This window comes from Microbacterium oleivorans, assembly GCF_013389665.1.
In the GTDB taxonomy this organism is placed as follows: Bacteria; Actinomycetota; Actinomycetes; order Actinomycetales; family Microbacteriaceae; genus Microbacterium; species Microbacterium oleivorans_C.
On the sequence record NZ_CP058316.1, the window covers coordinates 2866677 to 2889012 of the forward strand.

The window sequence follows — 22336 nt, forward strand, 5'->3', positions numbered from 1 at the left end:
GCGAGCGCGGGGCGGGCCACGCCGGACCGCCGTCAGATGGCGCGGAGGACGGCCACGACTTTGCCGAGCACGACGGCGTCATCGCCGAGGATGGGCTCGAAGGCGGAGTTCCGGGGCAGCAGCCACGTGTGCCCGTCGCGCTGGCGAAGCGTCTTGACGGTGGCCTCGCCGTCGAGCATCGCCGCGACGATCTCGCCGTTGTCGGCGGTGGCCTGCGACCGCACGACCACCCAGTCGCCGTCGCAGATGGCGGCGTCGATCATGGAGTCGCCGACGACCTTGAGCATGAACAGCTCGCCCTTGCCCACCAGTTGACGCGGAAGCGGGAAGATCTCCTCCACCTGCTGATCCGCGGTGATCGGCACGCCCGCCGCGATGCGTCCGACGAGGGGCACGAGGGCGGCGTCGCCCAGGGCGGGAGCGGCGTCGGCGGGGTTCTCGGCGGCGCTGCCGGGCAGGTCGATCAGCACCTCCATGGCGCGGGTCTTGCCCGGGTCGCGGCGGAGGTACCCGCTCAACTCGAGCTGGTTGAGCTGATGGGTCACGCTCGAGAGGGACTTCAGGCCGACCGCATCGCCGATCTCGCGCATGCTCGGCGGATAGCCGTTCCGCGCGATCGCGCGCTGGATCACCTCGAGGATCGCGAGCTGCTTGTCGCTCAGATTCTTGCGTCGTCGCGTCTGCGGCTTCTCGCTCATCCGCCGGTCTCCTGTCGTCACGCCCGCCCCCGACCCGATGTCGGAGGTTCGTGGTGGGCTCTCGCTGTCGAAAACGTAGCCCGATCCTGAGCTGCCGGTGCGGAACGCACCGCGTGTCTCTTCGATCGGTATCCGATTTCGAACCCTGGTTGACACCAGATAATATCGAAGATACGTTCGGAACCGAAGTACGCACCCGGATTTCTCCCCGAGAAGCCGTGAGCGAATCTTCCTACCGCTCCAGAGGAGAAGCCATGACCACCATCGATGTCCGCCACGCGCCGTCACCCCGCACGCGCCTGCGCCTGACGCTCCGTGGACGCCGCGCCCTCGTCGCAGTCGCAGCTCTTCCCGCCGTCGTGGCCGTCAGCTTCGCCGTGCTGTCCGGCGGCGGTGCGCTCGCCTCCGACGAGGCCGGCGCGCCCGAGGGTACTTTCGCCACCGTGACGGTGATGTCGGGCGACTCGCTCTGGACCATCGCCGAGGAGGTCGCACCCAACGACGACCCCCGCGACGTCATCGACGCGATCATCCGCCTGAACGCATTGGGCTCGGGTCAGCTCGACGCCGGCCAGACGCTCGCCATCCCGGCGGAGTACGCCGTCGCGAGCTGAGGCCGGACGCCAGGACACGGCGTGTGACGGCATCCGTCGGGGTTCTGCGCCGACGTCCGTCGCCACGCGGCCTAGCATGGGTGGGATGAGCCCGAGTCTGGATGATCTTCCCCTCAGAGACGACCTGCGTGGCCTCACCCCGTACGGCGCCCCGCAGGCTCCGCTCCCGGTGGCGCTGAACGTCAACGAGAACACCCACCCCGTCCCCGAGGAGGTGGCCGACGACATCCTCGACGCCATCGCCCGGGCGCTGCGCGAAGTGAACCGCTATCCCGACCGCGAGTTCACGCGGCTGAGGGAGTCGTTCGCCGATTACCTGGGGCACGGCTTGACTCCGGACCGGATCTGGGCCGCGAACGGCTCGAACGAGGTGCTTCAGCACCTGATGCAGGCTTTCGCCGGTCCGGGGCGCACTGCTCTGGGGTTCGGACCGACGTATTCGATGTACCCGCTGCTCACCCGGGCGACGGGAGCGCGCTACGTCGCGGGGGAGCGCGGCCCTGATTTCACGCTGGATGCCGCCTCCGCCGCGGCCCAGGTCGCCGAGCACCGCCCCGACGTCGTGTTCCTCTGCGCACCGAACAACCCGACGGGCACGCCGCTCGGTCTCGACGTCATCGAGGCCGTCTACGAGGCGGCCTCCGGAATCGTCATCGTCGACGAGGCCTACCAGGAGTTCGCCCCTCGCGAGACCCCGTCGGCGCTGACGCTGCTGGGGGAGCGCGAACGTCTGGTCGTGTCGCGCACGATGAGCAAGGCCTTCGCGTTCGCGGGAGCGCGTGTGGGCTACCTCGCCGCCGACGCCACCCTGATCGACGCGCTGCGGCTCGTGCGGCTGCCCTACCACCTCAGCGCCCTGACGCAGGCGGCCGCGACAGCGGCGCTCTCGCACTCGTCGACCATGCTGCGCATGGTGGACGAGATCGTCGCACAGCGCGACCGGATGTCGGCCACGATCGATGCCCTGGGCTACCGCTCCTACGAGAGCTGGACCAACTTCGTGCTCTTCGACGGCGTCGACGATCCCGCCGCGACGTGGCAGGCGCTGTACGACCGCGGCATCCTGATCCGCGACGTCGGCATCCCGCACGCGCTGCGGGTCACCGCCGGCACGGAGGAGGAGACCACCGCGTTCCTGGAGGCACTGGCCTCGATAGACTCGGAGGCATGACCAGCCCCCGAACGGCCAGCATCCGCCGCGCGACGAGCGAATCGTCCGTCGAACTGGAGCTCGACCTCGACGGCACCGGTGTCAGCACGATCGAGACGACCGTGCCGTTCTTCGACCACCTCCTCACGGCGTTCGCGAAGCACTCGCTCACCGATCTCACCGTGCGTGCCAGCGGCGACACCCACATCGACGCGCACCACACCGTCGAGGACGTGGCCATCGTGCTCGGCCAGGCGCTCCGATCGGCGCTCGGCGACAAGTCGGGCATCTCGCGCTACGGCGACGCGCTGGTGCCGCTCGACGAGGCGCTCGCGCAGGCCGTCGTCGACATCTCCGGTCGGCCGTACCTCGTGCACACGGGCGAGCCCGACGGGTACGAGCACCACCTCATCGGCGGCCACTTCACCGGCTCGCTCGTGCGTCACACCTTCGAGGCCATCGCGTTCAACGCGGGGCTGACCGTCCACGTGTGCGTGCTGGGCGGCCGTGATCCGCACCACATCGCCGAGGCGGAGTACAAGGCCTTCGCGCGGGCGTTCCGGCAGGCCAAGGCCCTCGACCCGCTCGTCCACGGCATTCCCAGTACGAAGGGTGCCCTGTGACCGGCGCCGAGACGGACCGGGGCGCTGCGCCTCTGGTGGCCGTGCTCGACTACGGGTCGGGCAATGTCCACTCCGCGGTCAAGGCGCTCTCGGCGGCGGGTGCCGACGCGCGGCTGACGTCGGACCGCGGTCTCATCCAGGATGCCGACGGTCTCGTGGTGCCCGGCGTCGGCGCCTTCAGCGCGGTCATGTCGGCGCTGCGCGAGAGTCGCGGCGGTGAGCTCATCGAGCGTCGCCTGGCGGGCGGTCGGCCCGTGCTGGGGATCTGCGTCGGCATGCAGGTCATGTTCGACAACGGCGTCGAACGCGGACACGACGCTGCGGGCCTGGGTCAGTGGCCCGGGACGGTCTCCGAGCTCGATGCTCCGGTGCTCCCGCACATGGGCTGGAACACCGTGCGGTCGGGGGCGGGTTCGGTGCTCTTCGACGGCATCGAGGACGAGCGGTTCTACTTCGTGCACTCCTACGGCGCCCAGCAGTGGAGCCTCGAGGTGATGAGGCCGTTCGCCGAGCCGGTGCTGACCTGGTGCGACTACGGCACGCCGTTCCTCGCGGCGGTCGAGAACGGCCCGTTGGCGGCGACCCAGTTCCACCCCGAGAAGTCTGGGGCGGCCGGCATCCGGCTGCTGTCCAATTGGATCGGCGCCCTGCCTGGCCGCTAGTGTCCTCCGTGGCGCGCCCGCGTGGACGGGTGCGTCTTCCTCCACGATCTGGAATGTGATGAACGACTTCGCGTCCACCCCCGAACTGATCCTCCTTCCCGCGGTCGATGTCGCCGACGGCAAGGCCGTGCGCCTGACCCAGGGCGAGGCCGGCAGTGCGACCACCTACGGCGACCCGGTCGACGCGGCGCTCGCGTGGGCCCGACAGGGTGCGCAGTGGATCCACCTCGTCGACCTCGACGCCGCTTTCGGTCGGGGCAACAACGCCGCCGTCCTGCGCAAGGTCATCAAGCAGGTCAAGGGCGTGCAGATCGAGCTGTCCGGCGGCATCCGCGACGACGCCACCCTGGAGGCCGCCCTCGAGAGCGGAGCGTCGCGCATCAACCTCGGCACCGCAGCCCTGGAGAACCCGGAGTGGGCCGCCGACGTCATCGGCCGCTACGGCGACGCGATCGCCGTCGGGCTCGACGTGCGCGGCACGACCCTGGCCGCGCGCGGCTGGACCCGCGACGGCGGCGACCTGTGGGACGTGCTGGAGCGTCTCGAGGATGCCGGCTGCACCCGGTACGTCGTCACCGACGTCACCAAGGACGGCACGCTGCAGGGGCCGAACCTCGACCTGCTCCGCGAGATCACCTCGCGCACCCCCAAGCCCGTCGTGGCGTCGGGGGGCATCTCGAGCCTCGACGACATCGCCGCCCTCCGCGAGCTCGTGCCAATGGGCGTCGAGGGCGCGATCGTGGGCAAGGCCCTCTATGCCGGCGCCTTCACGCTGGCCGAGGCGCTGGATGTCGCCGGAGACTGACGGACCGCACGGTCATGCGGCCGATTCGGCCGGTGTCCCCTGGGAGGGACGCAGCTTCGAGTCGAACCCGCACGCCACCGACGACGGGTCGGCCGACCCGGCGCTGCTCGCCGCCCTCGAAGCATTCCGAGCCGGGTCGGGGGACGCGGTCGCGGTGGTCGAGGCCTACCGGGCCGCGCGTCTGCTGATCCCGCTGGTCCCCGAGAAGGGCGACGAGGGCGTGGGGCCCACGGGCCTGCGCGTCGACAAGACGCAGGAGCTCTCCATCGTCACGGTCGCCGCGCCCGACGGGCGACGTGTGCAGCCGGTGTTCACCTCGGTCTCGGCGCTGTCGAGATGGGATCCGGTCGCACGCCCGGTGCCGGCCGACGGAGTGCGCACGGCGATGGCCGCGGCATCCGACGACACCGACCTCATCGTGATCGACCCGGGATCCGATACGGAGTTCGTCCTTCGCCGCCCCGCGGTGTGGGCGATCGGACAGGGACAGCCGTGGGAACCGGCGCCGACATCGCCTGCGGTGTTCACCGCGTTGCAGGAGAGCATCGGAGGCGAGCTGGCGGTGCTCGACCTGTCGGTCGCGGCGGGCGATCCCGACGCCCGCATGCGCGGGCCCGAGCTGATCGTGCGCCTGCATCTCATCGACGGACTGGACGCCGCGCAGCTCGACACCGTGCTGTCTCGGCTGGCGACGCGTTGGGCGGCCGACGACCGCATCGCGGTGCTCGTGGACTCGCTGACGGTGAAGCTCGTCCGCGCCTCCTGACGCCCGCGGCGCCGGCCGCGTCCGAACGGCGGCCTCAGGTGACGGGACCGGTGTACTTCTCGCCGGGCCCCTTTCCGATCGGGTCCGGGATCGTCGACGCCTCGCGGAAGGCCAGCTGCAGCGACCGCAGGCCGTCGCGGAGCGACCGTGCGTGCATGTCGCTGATCTCGGGGGCGCCGGCCGTGATGAGGCCCGCGAGAGCGTTGATGAGCTTCCGCGCCTCGTCGAGGTCGAGCTGGTTCGCGGGGTCGTCCGCGAGTCCGACCTTCACGGCGGCCGCGCTCATCAGGTGGACGGCCGCGGTGGTGATCACCTCGACGGCGGGCACGTCGGCGATGTCGCGCGTGGCTGCGGAGGCGGCGCGCTCCTGGTCCTCCCACCGCCGGCGACGGGCCTCGTCGTCGGCGTGGGCGGTGTTCTCGGCGGGGTTCGTGTCCACGTGTCGCTCTCTGCTAGACTGTGCGGGCACCGGAGTGTTCTACTCCGGATCGAAAGAGGATCACATCCCACCCGCGCTTGCCGCTCCAGGCTACCGGGTTATGCACTCCGCCCCGTCCGGTTCGCCGCGTACGGGGTAGCCAGGGTGCAGAACACAGAAGCCGACGCCTGTGCGTCGTGCGGGGTGGATGCGATGTTCTTCCGCCCGGGCCGCGTCCTCGCGTCCCGGTGGCCACCACCGCACGAACAGGAGTTCCGCACATCAGCGATCCCCGCACCAACGACCGCATCCGCGTCCCCGAGGTTCGCCTCGTCGGCCCCGCTGGAGAGCAGGTCGGCGTCGTCCGTATCGAGGTCGCCCTGCGTCTGGCGCAGGAGGCCGAACTCGACCTCGTCGAGGTCGCCCCGAACTCGAAGCCGCCCGTGGTCAAGATCATGGACTACGGCAAGTTCAAGTACGAAGCGGCTCAGAAGGCCAAGGAAGCGCGTCGCAATCAGGCGAACACCGTCCTCAAGGAGGTCCGGTTCCGTCTGAAGATCGAGGCGCACGATTACATCACCAAGCTCAAGCGCGCCGAGGGCTTCCTCCAGGCGGGCGACAAGGTCAAGGCGATGATCCTGTTCCGCGGTCGCGAGCAGTCGCGTCCCGAGCAGGGTGTGCGCCTGCTCCGCAAGTTCGCCGAGGACGTCGCCGAGCTCGGAACCGTCGAGTCGAACCCGACCATCGACGGCCGCAACATGGTGATGGTCATCGCGCCGCACAAGAACAAGTCCGAGGTCAAGACCGAGCAGAACGCGCAGCGCGCCGCCAACAAGGAAGCGGCCCGTCAGGCCCGCTCCGGCTCCGACGCCGACGTGGACGCCGAAACCGAAGACGCCGCTCCCGCCTCGGCGGAGTAGCCCCCCGACTCCCGCCCGGCGGGATCCACAACGAAGGAAGAGACATGCCGAAGCAGAAGACCCACTCGGGTGCCAAGAAGCGCTTCAAGGTCACCGGCAGCGGAAAGATCAAGAAGCAGCAGGCGAACCTCCGCCACAACTTCGAAGGCAAGCCCACCAAGCGCACGCGCCGCCTGTCGGCCGACAAGATCCTGGCTCCCGGCGACGCGAAGGTCGCCAAGAAGCTCCTCGGCATCTGAGCGCTGCTGCGCACGAATAGGAAACAAACGAAATGGCTAGAGTCAAGCGGGCAGTAAACGCCCACAAGAAGCGTCGCGTCATCCTCGAGCGCGCCTCCGGTTACCGCGGACAGCGTTCGCGCCTGTACCGCAAGGCGAAGGAGCAGGTCACCCACTCCCTCGTCTACGCGTACCGCGACCGTCGCAAGCGCAAGGGCGACTTCCGTCGCCTGTGGATCCAGCGCATCAACGCCGCGGCCCGTCAGAACGGCGTCACGTACAACCGCTTCATCCAGGGCCTCGGCCTCGCGGGTGTCCAGGTCGACCGTCGCATGCTCGCCGAGCTGGCCGTCAACGAGCCCGCCGTGTTCGCCTCGCTCGTCGCGACGGCCAAGGGCGCTCTGCCCGCGGACGTCAACGCGCCCAAGGCCTGACACACGCAGCGCTCAGCGCACCGCGCGAAGGGGCGTCCTCCCGAGGGAGGGCGTCCCTTCGCCGTATGCTGAAAGCGTGCTGGAGAACCCCCGATCGCCGCGCGTTCGCGCCGTCGCCAAGCTGACGAAGCGCAGCGCTCGTCAGGAGACGGGGCTCTTCCTCCTCGAAGGGCCGCAGGCAGCGCGCGAGGCCCTGGCCTATCGACCGGACACCCTCGTCGAGATCTTCGCGACCCCGAGCGCGCTCGAGCGGCACCCGGAGCTGCGCGCCAGCGCCGACGACGCCGGCCTGGACATCGTCTTCGCGAGCGAGGCCGTCCTCGAGGCGATGGCCGACACGGTCACACCCCAGGGCATCGTCGCGGTCGCGCGCCAATCCCCGACCTCGGTGCGCGACATCTTCGCCGCCGCTCCACGTCTCGTGGCGATCTGCGAAGAGGTTCGCGATCCGGGCAACCTCGGCACCATCATCCGAGCAGCCGATGCCGCCGGTGCCGACGCCATCGTGCTCACCGGGCGCACGGTCGACCCCTACAACCCCAAGGTGGTCCGCTCCACCACGGGATCGCTCTTCCACCTGCCCGTCGCCGTCGGCGTCGATCTCGACGTTGCCGTCGAGCGCGCCCACAGCGCGGGGATGCGGGTGGTCGCGGCCGATGTGAAGGGGGAGGAGTTCCTCGCCCACCGCGGGACCCTCGCCGGGCCGACGGCGTGGCTGTTCGGCAACGAGGCGCGCGGCCTCGAGGATGACGCGCTGGCTCGCGTCGACCTGGCGTTGCGACTGCCGATCTACGGAGCGGCCGAGTCGCTGAACCTCGCCACCGCCGCGAGCGTCTGCCTGTACGAGACCGCCTTCGCCCAGCGCGCGGGCTGATCGCAGCCGGCCAATCCGGGCAGCCGTGTATTCCGATTCTGTTACAGATCGGTGACTCGGCGCCGCAATGGCTGTCGCCGCTCGGGGAGTGCTCATAGTGTGACTTCTTATGACGACTCCCGAAAACCCGGCGCCGCCGACGTCGAACATCACGGTTCGCCGCGGTGATCCTCTCGTCGTGATCGAGGGCGTGCAGAAGCACTACGGCGACTTCCAGGCCCTCAAGGACATCGACCTCACGGTCAACCGCGGCGAGGTCGTCGTGGTCATCGGACCGTCGGGCTCGGGCAAGTCGACGCTGTGCCGCACCATCAACCGCCTCGAGACGATCTCGGAGGGGACGATCTCGATCGACGGCGAGAAGCTGCCCTCCGAAGGCAAGGCGCTCGCGGCGCTCCGCGCCGATGTGGGGATGGTGTTCCAGTCGTTCAACCTGTTCGCCCACCTCACGATCCTCGAGAACGTCACGCTCGGCCCGATCAAGGTCAAGGGCGTGAAGAAGGCCGAGGCCGACAAGCTCGCCCGCGAGCTGCTGGATCGCGTCGGCGTCGGGCACCAGGCCGACAAGCTCCCCGCGCAGCTGTCGGGCGGCCAGCAGCAGCGCGTCGCGATCGCTCGCGCGCTCGCGATGAAGCCGAAGGTCATGCTCTTCGACGAGCCGACCAGCGCGCTGGACCCGGAGATGATCAACGAGGTGCTCGACGTCATGGTCGGCCTCGCCCAGGACGGCATGACGATGGTCGTCGTCACCCACGAGATGGGCTTCGCCCGCAAGGCGGCCGACCGGGTCGTCTTCATGGCCGACGGTCAGATCGTCGAAGAGGCCGTTCCCGAGCAGTTCTTCACCGCGCCCGAGAGCGACCGCGCCAAGGACTTCCTCTCGAAGCTCATCACCCACTAAGCCCCACAACTTCCGCGCTCTGCACCGGGCGCGGATGACCCCAACCCAGGAGGACCACATGCGCAAGACCCGCATCACCGGCGCGTTCGCCGGTGTCGCCATCGCTGCGATCGCCCTGACCGGCTGCAACAGCGGCTCGCCCACCTCGCCCGGCGCGTCCGCCGGCGGCGACGACGAGAGCACAGGCCCCCTGTGGGAGGTCGCATCCGACGTCTCCCTCGAGGGGAGCCCCACCTTCGAGGCGATCGAATCGCGCGACCAGGTGATCGTCGGGGTGAAGGAGGACCAGCCCGGTCTCGGCTTCCTCGACGCCACGACGAGCGAGCGCACCGGCTTCGACGTCGACATCGCGCGCTGGATCGCCGCGTCCCTCGGCTACGACGAGGACAAGATCGAGTTCAAGGCGATTGCCTCGGCGAACCGCGAGCAGGCCATCGTCAACGGTGACGTCGACTACTACGTCGGCACCTACTCCATCACCGACGCACGCAAGCAGCAGATCGACTTCGCCGGCCCGTACTTCATCACCGGTCAGGGCCTGCTCGTCGCCGCCGACAGCGACATCGCGAGCGAGGACGACCTGAACGCCGACACCCGCGTCTGCTCCGCGACCGGCTCCACGCCGATCCAGAACATCAAGGAGAACTACCCCGAGGTTCCCACCGAGGAGTTCGACCTGTACTCGGCATGTGTCGATGCACTCATCAACGGCACCGTCGACGCGGTCACGACCGACCAGGCCATCCTGATCGGCTACGCCGCCCAGTACCCCGACGAGATCAAGGTCGTCGGCGAGCCCTTCAGCGAGGAGCGCTACGGCGTCGGCCTGCGCAAGGGCGATGACGCGTTCCGTGCGCACATCAACGAGCTGCTCACCGACGGCGGCGACGTCTGGCAGGGGATCTTCGACAAGAACCTCGGCCAGTCCGGCATCACCGTCGAGCAGCCCGCGGTCGACGCGTACTGATCCGCTCGGACACATGACCCCGGGGCGGGGGCGCGAGCGTCCCCGCCCCGCACCACCCAAGGAGACGATGTGGGCGTCATCACCGAAAACCTCGACCTGTGGGGCGAGGCGCTCGGCAACACCCTGTTGCTGTTCTTCGCGGGAGGTGCGATCGCGCTGGTTCTCGGCACCCTGGTGGGTGCGATGCGCGTATCGCCGATCCCCGTCGCCCGTGCATTCGGCACGCTCTACGTCAACACGATCCGCAACACCCCGCTCACCCTCGTCTTCTTCTTCTTCGCCTTCGGATACCCGCAGCTCGGGCTGCCGAGCCCCGGATTCACGGTGCTCGGCATCTGGGCGCTGGGCATCTACACCGCGACCTACGTCGCAGAGGTTTTCCGCGCCGGCATCAACACGGTTCCGGTCGGTCAGGCGGAGGCGGCCCGCGCGATCGGCCTCACCTTCGGCCAGGTCATGACCCTCGTGGTGATGCCGCAGGCCTTCCGTTCGGTCGTGCCGCCCATGATGAGCGTGTTCATCGCGCTTCTGAAGAACACGACCGTCGCGGCCGGGTTCTCGGTCGCCGAGCTCGGTGTCATCCGAGCGAATCTCAGCGAGCGCGGCGAGAACGCGCTGATCGTGCTGCTCTGGGTCGCCCTCGTCTTCGTCGTCCTGGTGCTGCTGTTGAGTGCGCTGCAACGTCGCCTCGAGAACAAGTGGAGGATCGCACGATGACTTCCGTCCTGTACGACGTACCGGGGCCCCGCGCGATCCTGCGCAACCGCATCCTCGGGATCGTCACGATCATCCTCGTCGGAGCCGCGATCGGCTTCGTCGTCTTCCGCTTCGCGGAGAGCGGCCAGTTCTCCGCCGAGAAGTGGTACGTCTTCAGCTTCGGCAACGTGTGGCTGGGCATCTTCCGCGCACTCGGCAACACGCTCGCGGCGTTCGGGCTCGCGGCGGTCGGTTCGTTGGTGCTCGGGTTCGTCCTGGCGATCGGTCGTTTGTCGGATCACGCGTGGGTCCGCGTGCCGTTCGGCGTGGTCATCGAGGCGTTCCGCGCCGTCCCCGTCCTGATCTTCATGATGCTGATGTACTACGGACTCCCGACTCTCGGCATCCGGATGGAGCCCTACTGGGCTGTGGTCATCGCGCTGGTCGCATACAACGGTTCCGTGCTCGCCGAGGCTCTCCGCGCCGGCATCGAGTCGCTGCCGCGGGGTCAGAAGGAGGCGGGTTACGCCATCGGCCTCCGCAAGAGCGGCGTGATGCGCCTCGTTCTGCTGCCGCAGGCCGTGCGGGCCATGTTGCCTGTCATCGTGGCGCAGCTGGTGGTGACGCTGAAGGACACCGCCCTGGGCTTCATCATCACCTACCCCGAGCTGCTGTACTTCGCCAAGCAGCTCACGTCGCAGCCGGGGCGGCCCATCCTGCAGGCGGGCATCGTCATCGGTGCGATCTACATCCTCATGTGTCTGCTGCTGTCGTGGTTCGCCAATGTGCTCGAGAAGCGCCTCTCGCGCTCGCCGCGTTCGACCGGCACCACGGGAGGCGGCGCGGCCGCGGTGGATCCGCTGCACCACCCGGTGCCTCCGACCACCGACACGGAGCTGATCGCCGCGCAGAAGGGCATCGGCAAAAACGACTCGAACAGCGCAGGCGAAGCCTGACGCTCCGGCATCCTCCCGGCGGGCCCCTCACGCGCCAGCGGAGGGGCCCGCCGGTCTGTTGTGTATGTGACATTCACTAGACTCGACTCCCGTGTCCGACGCACCCGAGATCACCCCTGACGCGGTCGCCGCGGCGGTGGATGCGGCCCTCGCCGCCATCACCGATGCCGCCTCCACCGCCGAGCTCAAGTCCGCCCGCAACGCCCACACCGCGGAGGGGTCGCCGCTCGCGCGACTCAACGCGCAGCTGCGGTCGGTACCGAACGAGAAGAAGGCCGAGTTCGGCAAGCTCGTCGGGCAGGCGCGCGGTCGCGTCAACCAGGCTCTCGCGGCGCGCGAGGGGGAGCTGGCCGCCGCCGAGACGGCCGCCAAGCTCGAGGCCGAGGCGCTCGACGTCACCGCGATCGCGCCGCGCGGACGCGTCGGGGCGCGGCATCCGATCTCGCTCCTCCAGGAGGAGGTCGCCGACCTGTTCGTGGGGATGGGGTGGGAGATCGCCGAGGGGCCCGAGCTCGAGCACGAGTGGTTCAACTTCGACGCGCTCAACTTCGACGTCGACCACCCGGCGCGACAGATGCAGGACACGTTCTTCGTCGACCCCGTGGCCCGTCATCTCGTGATGCGCACGCACACCAGCCCCGTGCAGGTGCGATCGATGATCGAGCGCGACCTGCCGGTGTACATCCTGTGCCCGGGCCGGGTGTACCGCACCGACGAGTTCGATGCGACGCACCTTCCCGCCTTCACGCAGTTCGAGGGTCTGGTCATCGACAAGGGGATCACGATGGCTCACCTCAAGGGCACCCTCGACCACGCCGCCCGCGTCCTGTTCGGACCCGAGGCCAAGACGCGCTTCCGCACCAACTACTTCCCCTTCACCGAGCCGAGCGCCGAGCTCGACCTGTGGCACCCCACCTTTGCGGGCGGAGCACGCTGGATCGAGTGGGGCGGCTGCGGCATGGTCAACCCCAACGTGCTGCGCGCGGCCGGCATCGACCCCGAGGAGTACTCGGGTTTCGCGTTCGGGATGGGGATCGAGCGGACGCTGATGTTCCGCTCGGATGTGAAGGACATGCGCGACATGGCCGAGGGCGATGTCCGCTTCAGCGAGCAGTTCGGGATGGTGGTCTGATGCGGGTTCCGCTGTCATGGTTGCGCGAATACGTCGACGTTCCCGTCGACGCGACGCCTGAGGACGTCCTCGCGGCGCTGGTCTCGGTGGGCTTCGAGGAAGAGGACGTCCACTCGTTCGACCTCACCGGGCCGATCGTCGTGGGCCGCGTCGTCTCGTTCGAGGCCGAGCCCCAGTCCAACGGCAAGACGATCCGGTGGTGCCAGGTCGATGTCGGCGAGGCCAACGGGGGAGTCCGCGGCATCGTCTGCGGTGCCGGCAACTTCTTCGAGGGCGACAAGGTCGTCGTGACGCTCCCCGGGTCCGTCCTTCCCGGGCCTTTCCCGATCGCCGCGCGCAAGACCTACGGTCACGTCTCGGACGGCATGATCGCCTCGGCGAAAGAGCTCGGTCTCGGCGACGAGCACTCCGGCATCCTGCGTCTGACCGAGTTGGGGCTCGAGCCCGAGGTGGGCGTCGACGCGATCGCGCTGCTGGGTCTCGACGACGCCGCCGTCGACGTCAACGTCACGCCCGATCGTGGTTATGCCCTGTCCGTCCGCGGCATCGCGCGCGAGTACGCCCACGCGACCGGCGCCACGTTCCGCGACCCGGGCCTTCGAGACTTCGACGAGCTCGAGCATCCGGTGTCGGGGTTCGAGGTGCGCGTGGACGACGCCGCGCCCATCCGCGGGCGGGTCGGGGCGAGCGAGTTCGCCGTGCGTGTCGTCTCGGGCGTCGACCCCTCGCGTCCCACGCCGCCGTGGATGGTCGCGCGCCTGACGCTGGCCGGCATCCGCTCGCTCGGGGTGCTCGTCGACATCACCAACTACGTCATGCTCGAGCTCGGGAACCCCATCCACGGCTACGACCTCGACAAGCTCAGCGGTGGCATCACGGTGCGCCGGGCGACGGCTGGCGAGAAGCTCACGACGCTCGACGGCAAGGAGCGCACGCTCTCGCCCGAGGACCTGCTGATCACCGACGACTCCGGCCCCATCGGCCTCGCGGGCGTCATGGGCGGTGGCGAGACGGAGATGACCGACGCTACGCGCAGCGTGCTCATCGAGGCCGCGATCTTCGACACCGTCACGATCGCCCGCACCGCTCGCCGCCACAAGCTGCCCAGCGAGGCGTCGCGGCGGTTCGAGCGGGGCGTCGATCCGCTGATCCCGTTCGTGGCCGCACGGCGCGTCGCCGACCTCATGGTCGAGCTCGCCGGCGGCACGCTCGAACCGGTCGGCGGGGCGCTGTTCGCCGAGGTGTTCCTCGCCGCGATCCCCCTCCCGCACGACTTCGTCTCGTCGCTGATCGGCGTCGACTACCGCGACGACGAGATCGTCGGCGCGCTCGAGACCGTCGGCTGCGAGATCGAGGCGACGGATGCCGGGTGGGACGCCATTCCGCCGTCGTGGCGTCCCGACCTCACAGACAAGTGGACCCTCGCCGAGGAGGTGGCGCGGATCCACGGGCTCGACCGCATCCCGTCGGTCCTCCCGACCCCGCCGTCCGGCCGCGGCCTCACCGACGCCCAGAAGGGGCGTCGCCGCGTCGCGAACGCCCTGGCATCGGCCGGCTTCGTCGAGACCCCGTCGTTCCCGTTCACCACTCGTGAGCACAACGACCTGCACGGCTCGGCGTCGGGCGAGGCGCTGCCCTCGGTCAAGCTCGCGAACCCGCTCGACGGCCAGGCTCCGTTCCTCCGCCGCTCGCTCGTGCCCGGCCTACTCCAGGTCGCGCACCGCAATCTGTCGCGCGGGCTGACCGACCTGGCCCTGTTCGAGGTCGGCTCGGTCTTCGTGCCCGAGCCGGGCGTCACGTACGGCACCGACACCGTCCCGCCGCTCGCAGTCCGTCCGGACGACGAGACCCTCGCCGCGCTCGATGCGTCGATCCCGCCGCAGCCGCGCCGGGTCGCAGTGCTCGCCACGGGCAACACCGTGACGAAGGCCCCGGGCCGGGCACCCGTCGCCGCCGATCTCAGCGACGTGCTCGCCGCCGTGGTCGTCGTCGCGACGGCGGCCGGCGTCGAGGTGGACGTCGCGCAGACCCGCCGCGCTGCCCTGCACCCGGGTCGTGCCGCGGAGCTCTCGGTCGGCGACGTCGTGGTCGGGTACGCCGGCGAGCTGCATCCCGAGGTGTCGGCTGCGGCCGACCTGCCCGGCCGCGTGCTCGTCGCCGAGCTCGACCTCGACGTGCTGCTGTCTTTGGCGGGAGAGCGCGTGGTGGTGGCATCCCTGTCCGGCTATCCGGCCGCGACGCAGGACGTGTCGCTCGTCGTTCCGGCCGAGGTGACGGCCGGTGAGCTGTCGGCGGCTCTCGTGTCGGGAGCGGGCGACCTGCTCGAATCGGCGCGACTGGTCGACGACTACCGCGGCACGGGGGTGCCCGACGGCTCGAAGAGTCTGACGTTCGCGTTGCGCTTCCGCGCACCCGACCGCACGCTCACGGCGGCCGAGGCGACCGATGCCAAGCTCGCCGGCGTCGCCGTGGCCGCGGAGCGCTTCGGCGCGACCATCCGCGACTGACGCCGACCTCTGGAGGCCGCGCGCGGTGCGCCCGCGCTTCACCGCGGTGGTGTTCGGGGCAGATGTTCTTCCTCGGGGCGCGTTGTTCACGGTTTGGGGCGGGCGCCGCGCGTCGGGGCGCAGACTTGACGCCCCGACGTGAAGCAGGAGCCCCGCTAGGCACCGACTCACTTCGTGGGGGCCGCTGCGCGGCATGTGTACTCGGTTCGGAGCGGACCTGCCCGCGAATGCACGGCCTAGCTTTGAGGCGGATTCTCCACTTCGGGGCGTGAGCGGCTCGACCCGGAGTGACGTGGGCGCCCCAAACGCGCTGACTGGCCCGCGCGGCGGGTGGCAATCGCGTATCGCTCGGTCGCACAGGGCTTTCGGGGCGGGTTGCTCACCCTGGGGCGTGAACTTCATGCTCCGGGGTGACGCGAGCGCCCCGAACCTGGGCCGTGGGTGGCGCGAGCGCCCCGAACCTGGGCCGTGGGTGGCGCGAGCGCCCCGGTCCCCGAACCTCGGCCCGAGCGCCCCGAACCTCGGCCCCGCTCCCCGAACCTCGGCCCCGCGCCCCGAACCCGACCCGGGGGCCGCGGGGGTGGGTCAGCGGGAGCCCCAGTTCCAGGCCGGCACGTCGAAGAAGCCCTGCCCGACCACGCTCGTCTCGGCACCGGAGCGCCGCAGTTCGACGCGCGCCGGCTCGGGCAGGGCATCGACCAGTGCCGGAGCGTGCGACACCGTGAGCACCTGCGTCCGCTCGGCGGCCGCTCGCACGAGCCCGCCGAGGGGCTCGAGCAGGGAGGGATGCAGGCTCGATTCGGGCTCGTTCAGAACGATGAGCGGTGCCGGACGTGCGGGAAGGAGAGCGGCGCACAGCAGCAGGTAACGCAGCGTGCCGTCCGAGAGCTCTGCGGCTTCGAGCGGGCGCAGCAGACCCGGCTGCGAGATCGTGAGGCGGAACAGCCCGTCGGAGGTGTCGACGCGCACCCGGCTGCCCGGGAACGCCTCATCCACCGCGTCGTCGAGAGCCGCCCCCTGTCCCGCTTCGACGATCGTCGCCCAGGTGGCGGCGAGGTTCGAGCCGTCGTGCGCGAGCGTGTGGGTGCGCGTCCCCACCTGGCGCGCCCGGGCCGGAGCGTCCTGATCGACGCGGAAGTGGTCGTAGAACCGCCACGCCGCCATCGCGCGCCGCAGCGACAGCAGCTCGAGCCCGGTGTCACCGTCGGCGAGGTCGGTGATGATGCTCTCGTACGGGGCGAGCTGCTGGTCGAGCACCGTCCACCGCTCGTCGCGCACGCGCGTCATCTGGCGGCTGCGGTCGATGAGCAGGGTGGATGCCTTGGCGACGGGGCCGGCGAACACCTGCTCGCGTTTGATCTCGGGATCGCGGGCGAACACGCTCGCACTGTCGCTCTGCGGGATGCCGAGGTCGACGAGATAGCCCAGTTCGTCGGATGCGTAGCCCAGGCGCACGGCGATCGGTCCGCGGCGCACCGTGGGCTCGGTGCCGCCGCTCTCGGGTCCGGCCCACAGCACGGACGGCAGTCCGCCCTCGCGGGCGAGCGCCCCCACGATGTCGCCTCGGGATGCCGCTGCCAGCAGTCGCAGCGCACGGTACAGGTTCGACTTGCCCGATCCGTTGGGGCCCGTGACCACCGTGAGGTCCCCGAGCGGCACGACGACCTCGCGCAGGGAACGGTATCCGGATATCGCCAGGGTACGCAGCATGCCGTCCACTCTCGCAGGCGCATCCGACAGGCCGCATCCGTTCCCGATAGGGTCGGGGCCGTGAGCGACATTCCTGCCAGCGTCACCCCGGTGACCGATACGTCCGCCGCCGTTCCCGCCCTCGAGCTGACGGGACTGGTCAAGCGGTTCGGTCAGAAGACCGCGGTCGACGGCATCGACCTCGTCGTCCCGTCGGGCTCGTTCTACGGCCTCGTCGGCCCGAACGGCGCCGGCAAGACCACGAGCCTGTCGATGGCGACGGGCCTGCTGAGGCCCGACGCAGGCGGTGCTCGCGTGCACGGCATCGACGTGTGGCGCGACCCCGTGGCAGCCAAGCGCACGATCGGCAACCTCGCCGACGGCGTGCGCCTGTTCGACCGGCTCACCGGTGAGCAGCTCATCACCTACACCGCGATGATGTTCGGGCTTCCGCGGCCGGAGATCGCACCGCGCGTCTCGGACCTGCTCGACCTCATGGACCTCCGCGCCGCCGCCGGCACGATCGTCGCCGACTACTCCGCGGGCATGACCAAGAAGATCGCCCTGGCCTGCGCGCTCGTCCACGCGCCGCGACTGCTCGTGCTCGACGAGCCGTTCGAATCGGTCGACCCCGTCTCTGCGGCCAACATCGAGGACGTCCTACGCAGCTACACCGTCTCGGGCGGTTCGGTCATCGTCTCGAGCCACTCGATGGACCTCGTCCAGCGCATGTGCGACCACGTCGCCGTCATCGCCGCCGGACGCGTGCTCGCCGCGGGCACGATCGACGAGGTGCGCGCGGGCCAGAGCCTGCAGGACACCTTCGTCTCGCTCGTCGGCGGACGCCACCAGTCGGAGGGACCGCAGTGGTTGCGACAGTCCTGAAGCTCCGTTACCGCGTCCTCGCCAACACCCTGGCGCGACGGCCCTGGCAGCTCGTCGGTTTCATCCTCAGCTCGCTGTGGGGTCTCGGAATGCTCGGGCTGCTGATCGCCGGGATGGTCGCACTGGCGGTGTTCGAGAATCTCCAAGCCGCTACCGTCGTCATGATCCTCGGCGGCTCGCTGCTGGTGCTCGGTTGGCTCGTCGGCCCCATCGTGATCGCGGGGCTCGAGAGCACCGTCGATGCGGTGCGGCTCGCCCCGTTCCCGCTCACGCGACGACAGGTCATGCTCGCCCTGGCGGGAACCGGTGCGACCGGCATCCCCGGCATCGTGACCACGCTCGCGGTGCTCGCGACGTTGATCGTCTGGGTGCGCTGGCCCTTGGCGGCCGTCGCCGCGGTGCCGACCGTGCTCATCGGCGTGCTCACGTGCGTGCTCGCGTCACGCCTGATGGGGGAGCTGTCGGGCGGGCTCGGCGGCCGACGGGGCCGCGAGATCGTCGGGACCGTCGTGCTCGTCGTGCTGATCATGACCGGGCCGATCCTCACGGGGATCTTCGCGCTGCTCGACCAGGCCGGCGGCGACCTGTGGACCCGGTTGCAGCAGGCCGCGAGCATCCTCGCCTGGACGCCGCTGGGCGCGGCGTGGTCCGTTGCGCCGAGCGTGGCGGCAGAGCAGTGGGTTCCGGCGCTCGTGAGCACGCTCATCGCCGTGGCGACCGTGGTCGTGCTGTGGGTCGTCTGGGACCGCGTGATCGAGGCATCGACCTCGTCTCCGCGCCAACGGGCGACGCGTGCCGTCGCGGCGGGCAAGCTCGGCCTCTTCGGCGTCATGCCCACCGGGGGGGTCGGCGCGACCTGGGCGCGCTCGCTCTCGGGCTGGCTGCGCGACCCGCGCTACCTGCGGCAGCTCATCGTCATCCCGCTCTTCCCGGTGCTCTTCGCCTTCACCGGCGGGGTCGACGGCTTCATGTTCCTCGTCTCGCCGATCCTCGCCGCCCTCGTCATGGCGGCGGTCAGCTACGCCGACATCTCGTACGACGGTTCCGCCTTCGGCACCACCCTCGCCACCGGGATCGCCGGGCGTGCCGACCGTTGGGGTCGCGTGCTGGGTGCCGCGTGCGTCGGCGTTCCGCTGATCGTCGTCATGACGATCGCGACCGCCGTGCTCGCGGGTGACGCCGCGCACCTGCCGGCCGTGCTGGGCGCCGCCTTGGGGATCCTGCTGGCCGGCTACGGAGCCTGCGCGGTGTCGTCCGCACTCATCGTGGTGCCGGTACCGGCACCCGGCGACAGCCCCTTCAAGAGCACGCCGGGGCAGAACTCGGTCGTGGGTCTGCTGGTCTTCGCCGTCTGGGGTGCCGTGCTCGTCCTCGGCTCGCCGGCGATCGTCCTGGCGATCGTGAACGCTGCGACCGGCGATCAGCTGTGGGGCTGGGCGGCGCTGGCCGTCGGCGTCGTCTTCGGCGCCGTGGTGACGATCGCCGGGGTCTTCCTCGGCGGACGCACGCTGGAGCGGACCGGGCCCGACCTGTTCATGCGCATCAAGGCGTTCCCCACCTGATCGGCGGTCATCGGTAGCGGCGGCCCTCGTCGCGTCGGTACAGCCGTACGGCGAGGGCACCGAGCACGAGCGTCCAGGCGACGACCCCGACGCCGGCCCAGAGGGGCACCTCGGTGCCCGTCGCCGTACCGACGACGATCTCGCGTGCCTGGCGGATGGGGAGGAACGCCGAGGCGGTGTCGAGCCACGCGGGGAACAGCTGCGGGGGAAGGAAGAGCCCGCCGCCGAAGGCCAGCAGGAACAGTGCGACCTGCGTGACCGCGATGGCGGCCTTGGGCCCGGTGGTGATTCCGATGATCGCGCCGATCAGCATCGGCGGCAGGGCCGTGACGATGACGAGAGCGATCGCGGCGACCAGTCGCAGGGGCTCGGGGCGGGCGCTCGTGAACAGGCCGCCCACGAGCAGCAGCGGAACCATGGCGACGGTCGCGATCGCGAGGGTCGCCAGTATGAGCGCGCCGATACGGGCCAACGGGCTCCCGGGCAGAGTGCGCAGATACGGCGCCCACGGCTTGGCGCGCTGCTCGGCGAGCTCGAGGCCGACCGAGAACAGTCCCGACGACATGTAGGCGAACACGATCATGGACGCGACGGCGGCCGTGGCGAATGCGCTGTCGTCGACGACGACACGCTGCGGGAGCACGAACAGGCACAGCGCGAGGGTGGGGAACACGATCGAGCCGATGACGGCGATCGGCACCCGCGCCGTCTCGACGAGGTTGTACTTCGTCGCGGTCAGGGTGAGGGCGAGAGCGGACATCAGGCGGCCTTCCCGGTTCGGGCGGTCTTGTCGGTCAGGGTGAGGAACGCCTCTTCGAGCGTCGCGCCGCGCACCGCGAGGTCGGCGAACGGGAGTCCCCGCTCGACCAGCGCGCGGACGAGGGCGTCGGAGTCTCCTACGACCGCCGTCACGACGTCGTCGTCGACGGTGACGGATGCCGCCGGGTCGAGGCGCCGGATGTCGTCGGCCTCGACGCCGCGCAGGCTCACGCGCCGGCGGGCCACGCTCGCGACGACCGCGTCGAGCGTGTCGTCGGTGCGGACGACACCGTCATCGATGACGACGACGCGCTGCGCGAGCTGTTCGATCTCCTCGAGGTGATGGCTCGTCACGACGACGGCGCACCCCGCCGCGTGCCGCGCGCGGACGGCATCCCACAGCGCACGACGAGCGTCGACGTCGAGTCCCGTCGTGGGCTCGTCGAGGAGCACGAGCTCGGGGTCGCCCACGAAGGCGAGTGCGACGGCGACCCGCCGCTGCTGGCCGCCGGACAGGCCACCGCACTGCTGACGCAGCACCGGGCCGAGGTCGAACTCCTCGATGATGCGCGAGCGCGCGGCGGGCGCGGGGAAGTGCGCCGCGACGAAGTCGAGCACCTCGCCGACCCGCAGGGCGTCGGGGAGCGCGGTCGCCTGAGGCGTCGAGCCGAGGCGCACGCGTGAGGCGGCATCCCGGGGGTCGCCCCCGAACACGCGCACCTCGCCGCTCGTGGGAGCGCGCAGCCCCTCGACGAGCGAGAGCAGGGTCGTCTTGCCGGCGCCGTTGGGACCGAGCAGGCCGACGCACTCGCCGGCGTCGACGTCGAGGCTGATCCCGCCGAGCGCGACGGTGTCGCCGAAGCGCTTCACGAGATCGCGCGTGCTGATGAGGGCGGTCATGATCCTCCTCCGAGAAGGTCGAGCAGGTGGGTCCGATAGACGCGGAACGCGGCGCGCCCGGCCGGGGTGAGGGCGACGTAGGTGACGGGCTTGCGCCCCGCGAAGGCCTTGGTCGTCTCCACGTAGCCGGCGGCCTCGAGCTTGCCGAGGTGGGTGGTGAGGTTGCCGGCGGTCATGCCGAGCAGCTTCTGCAGCAACGGAAAGGTGAGCTCGTCGCCGTCGGCGAGGGCCTCGTTCAGGGCCGTGACGATGCGCAGCCGCGCGGGCGCGTGGATGACGGGATCGAGCTCTGTCATCGTCGGCCCTCGGCGGGGATGACGCCGCGCAGCATGAGGGTCGCCACCACCACCATCGCAAGGGGGCCGACCGTCGCGTAGACGAGGTAGTTGGTCGGCGTTCCGGCGTACGACGCGACGATCGCCGTGACGATCATCACGATGCCCAGCGCGTACTGCACGGGGGAGCGCACGAGAGCGCCCCCGGCGAGGTACAGGATGCCCACGATGAGCACGAACAGCGCCGGCGTCGTCACGGCCATCGTGGTGGCATCCGCCCCCGTGCGCTGGATGGCCCCGATGAGAAGACCGGCACCCGTCATCGACAGCGTCCACGACCACCCGTACATGGCGCCCGAGAGGCGCGAGGGGCCGCGCGTGCCGACCCCCGATCGCACGCCCGCGACCACCGAGACGACGATGGCGCTGACCGTGGCGACCCCGAAGACGATCCACGCGGGCGCCGCCGGGATGCGCAGCCACGGGTTGCCGCCGCCGACGTCGGCGCTCCAGATGGCGCCGAACCCGATCGCCCATGCCGCGGCCCAGGTGATGAGCATCGTGGCATAGCTGCGGTTGGCCCAGTGCACCGTGCGCCGCCGCTGCTGCTGCATCAGCGCGAGCATCGCCGCGGGGTCGGCCTGCTGTTCGTCGGAAGGATCGGTGCTCATGCAAAGTAGTTTGCAGTTCAAACCTGAGGATGTCAACGTCCGCGGATTTGCCCGGGGGCGTCCGGGCCCGCTACTGTCGCCCCATGTCTTCGGCTCTGCAGCGCACCGTCACGGTGTTCCGCGCGCGCCGACGTCTGGGCGACCGCCGACGTTAGGCGACCCCGTACGCTCCCGCCCACGCGGTCGAGCGTGTGGAGTCGCCGCCGCCGGTCCCCGTCACCGATGAGGTGACGTCATCCCAGACAATAAGGTGG

General features: G+C 70.2%; 25 protein-coding genes. 18 read left to right on the plus strand and 7 right to left on the minus strand.

From position 1 onward, the window contains the following. Positions 1–32: 32 nt before the first annotated feature. On the minus strand, positions 33–698 hold the full coding sequence (gene lexA / locus HW566_RS13590; RefSeq protein WP_178013707.1) for a transcriptional repressor LexA: 666 nt from the start codon (positions 696–698) through the stop codon (positions 33–35). Positions 699–952: 254 nt separating this feature from the next. Here lexA and HW566_RS13595 point away from each other — a divergent pair, with 254 nt between their 5' ends. From HW566_RS13595 to HW566_RS13620, 6 genes are all read left to right on the plus strand, one after another. Then, positions 953–1312, plus strand: a complete 360-nt coding sequence (locus HW566_RS13595; protein ID WP_178013709.1) for a LysM peptidoglycan-binding domain-containing protein — start codon at positions 953–955, stop codon at positions 1310–1312. An 85-nt stretch (positions 1313–1397) separates the two neighbouring features. Beyond that, positions 1398–2483: a histidinol-phosphate transaminase gene (locus tag HW566_RS13600; protein WP_178013711.1), complete on the plus strand. Its 1086-nt coding sequence runs from the start codon at positions 1398–1400 to the stop codon at positions 2481–2483. Continuing rightward, a complete protein-coding gene (gene hisB, locus HW566_RS13605; RefSeq protein WP_178013713.1) occupies positions 2480–3085 on the plus strand; it encodes an imidazoleglycerol-phosphate dehydratase HisB in 606 nt (201 codons plus the stop codon). Before HW566_RS13600 ends, hisB begins: the two co-directional genes overlap by 4 nt. Further along, positions 3082–3747, plus strand: coding sequence for an imidazole glycerol phosphate synthase subunit HisH (gene hisH / locus HW566_RS13610; RefSeq protein ID WP_178013715.1), 666 nt, complete (start codon positions 3082–3084; stop codon positions 3745–3747). The genes hisB and hisH overlap by 4 nt, the downstream gene beginning before the upstream one ends. Before the next feature lie 58 nt (positions 3748–3805). Beyond that, positions 3806–4552: a bifunctional 1-(5-phosphoribosyl)-5-((5-phosphoribosylamino)methylideneamino)imidazole-4-carboxamide isomerase/phosphoribosylanthranilate isomerase PriA gene (priA, locus tag HW566_RS13615; RefSeq protein ID WP_178013717.1), complete on the plus strand. Its 747-nt coding sequence runs from the start codon at positions 3806–3808 to the stop codon at positions 4550–4552. Next, positions 4536–5318, plus strand: a complete 783-nt coding sequence (locus HW566_RS13620; protein WP_178013719.1) for an SseB family protein — start codon at positions 4536–4538, stop codon at positions 5316–5318. Before priA ends, HW566_RS13620 begins: the two co-directional genes overlap by 17 nt. Positions 5319–5352: 34 nt before the next feature. Here the strand turns inward: HW566_RS13620 and HW566_RS13625 are convergent, their stop codons facing one another. Next, on the minus strand, positions 5353–5757 hold the full coding sequence (locus HW566_RS13625; protein ID WP_178013721.1) for a DUF1844 domain-containing protein: 405 nt from the start codon (positions 5755–5757) through the stop codon (positions 5353–5355). A 227-nt stretch (positions 5758–5984) separates the two neighbouring features. Here HW566_RS13625 and infC point away from each other — a divergent pair, with 227 nt between their 5' ends. The 10 genes from infC to pheT all read left to right on the plus strand — a co-directional run bounded on the left by infC (position 5985) and on the right by pheT (position 15341). Beyond that, positions 5985–6656, plus strand: coding sequence for a translation initiation factor IF-3 (gene infC, locus HW566_RS13630; protein WP_256728727.1), 672 nt, complete (start codon positions 5985–5987; stop codon positions 6654–6656). Positions 6657–6700: 44 nt separating this feature from the next. After that, positions 6701–6895 (plus strand): 50S ribosomal protein L35, encoded by a 195-nt coding sequence (gene rpmI / locus HW566_RS13635; RefSeq protein ID WP_005048908.1) that lies wholly within the window; start codon positions 6701–6703, stop codon positions 6893–6895. Positions 6896–6927: 32 nt separating this feature from the next. Then, the gene (gene rplT / locus HW566_RS13640) at positions 6928–7308 is read left to right on the plus strand and encodes a 50S ribosomal protein L20 (protein ID WP_178013723.1); all 381 of its coding nucleotides are present in this window, start codon (positions 6928–6930) and stop codon (positions 7306–7308) included. Between the two features lie 76 nt (positions 7309–7384). Beyond that, on the plus strand, positions 7385–8182 hold the full coding sequence (locus HW566_RS13645) for a TrmH family RNA methyltransferase (RefSeq protein WP_178013725.1): 798 nt from the start codon (positions 7385–7387) through the stop codon (positions 8180–8182). 109 nt (positions 8183–8291) lie between these two features. Further along, positions 8292–9083: an amino acid ABC transporter ATP-binding protein gene (locus tag HW566_RS13650; protein ID WP_178013727.1), complete on the plus strand. Its 792-nt coding sequence runs from the start codon at positions 8292–8294 to the stop codon at positions 9081–9083. Positions 9084–9141: 58 nt separating this feature from the next. Then, positions 9142–10050 carry a glutamate ABC transporter substrate-binding protein gene (locus tag HW566_RS13655; RefSeq protein ID WP_178013729.1) on the plus strand — a complete coding sequence of 303 codons (909 nt, stop codon included), beginning with the start codon at positions 9142–9144 and terminating at the stop codon, positions 10048–10050. 69 nt (positions 10051–10119) lie between these two features. Next, positions 10120–10767 (plus strand): amino acid ABC transporter permease, encoded by a 648-nt coding sequence (locus HW566_RS13660; RefSeq protein ID WP_178013731.1) that lies wholly within the window; start codon positions 10120–10122, stop codon positions 10765–10767. Further along, positions 10764–11702 carry an amino acid ABC transporter permease gene (locus HW566_RS13665; protein WP_178013732.1) on the plus strand — a complete coding sequence of 313 codons (939 nt, stop codon included), beginning with the start codon at positions 10764–10766 and terminating at the stop codon, positions 11700–11702. Before HW566_RS13660 ends, HW566_RS13665 begins: the two co-directional genes overlap by 4 nt. Positions 11703–11793: 91 nt before the next feature. Next, positions 11794–12834 carry a phenylalanine--tRNA ligase subunit alpha gene (pheS, locus tag HW566_RS13670; protein ID WP_178013734.1) on the plus strand — a complete coding sequence of 347 codons (1041 nt, stop codon included), beginning with the start codon at positions 11794–11796 and terminating at the stop codon, positions 12832–12834. Further along, complete coding sequence (gene pheT / locus HW566_RS13675; protein ID WP_178013736.1) at positions 12834–15341, plus strand: phenylalanine--tRNA ligase subunit beta; 2508 nt, start codon at positions 12834–12836, stop codon at positions 15339–15341. The genes pheS and pheT overlap by 1 nt, the downstream gene beginning before the upstream one ends. A 585-nt stretch (positions 15342–15926) precedes the next feature. Here pheT and HW566_RS13680 read toward each other — a convergent pair. Further along, entirely contained in the window at positions 15927–17051 is a 1125-nt protein-coding gene (locus HW566_RS13680) for an AAA family ATPase (RefSeq protein WP_178013738.1), read from the minus strand. A 90-nt stretch (positions 17052–17141) separates the two neighbouring features. On the opposite strand from HW566_RS13680, the gene HW566_RS13685 reads away from it, so the two are divergent. Both HW566_RS13685 and HW566_RS13690 read left to right on the plus strand, forming a co-directional pair. Next, positions 17142–17915: an ABC transporter ATP-binding protein gene (locus tag HW566_RS13685; RefSeq protein ID WP_178014969.1), complete on the plus strand. Its 774-nt coding sequence runs from the start codon at positions 17142–17144 to the stop codon at positions 17913–17915. Continuing rightward, positions 17897–19477: a hypothetical protein gene (locus HW566_RS13690; RefSeq protein WP_178013740.1), complete on the plus strand. Its 1581-nt coding sequence runs from the start codon at positions 17897–17899 to the stop codon at positions 19475–19477. The genes HW566_RS13685 and HW566_RS13690 overlap by 19 nt, the downstream gene beginning before the upstream one ends. A 7-nt stretch (positions 19478–19484) precedes the next feature. Here HW566_RS13690 and HW566_RS13695 read toward each other — a convergent pair whose 3' ends face one another. Genes HW566_RS13695 through HW566_RS13710 form a run of 4 tightly spaced genes read right to left on the minus strand, consistent with a single transcriptional unit; the run spans position 19485 to position 22082 of the window. Continuing rightward, on the minus strand, positions 19485–20237 hold the full coding sequence (locus HW566_RS13695) for an ABC transporter permease (RefSeq protein ID WP_178013742.1): 753 nt from the start codon (positions 20235–20237) through the stop codon (positions 19485–19487). Next, entirely contained in the window at positions 20237–21136 is a 900-nt protein-coding gene (locus HW566_RS13700; protein ID WP_178013744.1) for an ABC transporter ATP-binding protein, read from the minus strand. The genes HW566_RS13695 and HW566_RS13700 overlap by 1 nt, the downstream gene beginning before the upstream one ends. Further along, a complete protein-coding gene (locus HW566_RS13705) occupies positions 21133–21432 on the minus strand; it encodes a transcriptional regulator (protein WP_178013746.1) in 300 nt (99 codons plus the stop codon). The genes HW566_RS13700 and HW566_RS13705 overlap by 4 nt, the downstream gene beginning before the upstream one ends. Next, positions 21429–22082, minus strand: coding sequence for a hypothetical protein (locus HW566_RS13710; protein ID WP_178013747.1), 654 nt, complete (start codon positions 22080–22082; stop codon positions 21429–21431). The genes HW566_RS13705 and HW566_RS13710 overlap by 4 nt, the downstream gene beginning before the upstream one ends. Positions 22083–22336: the final 254 nt, after the last annotated feature.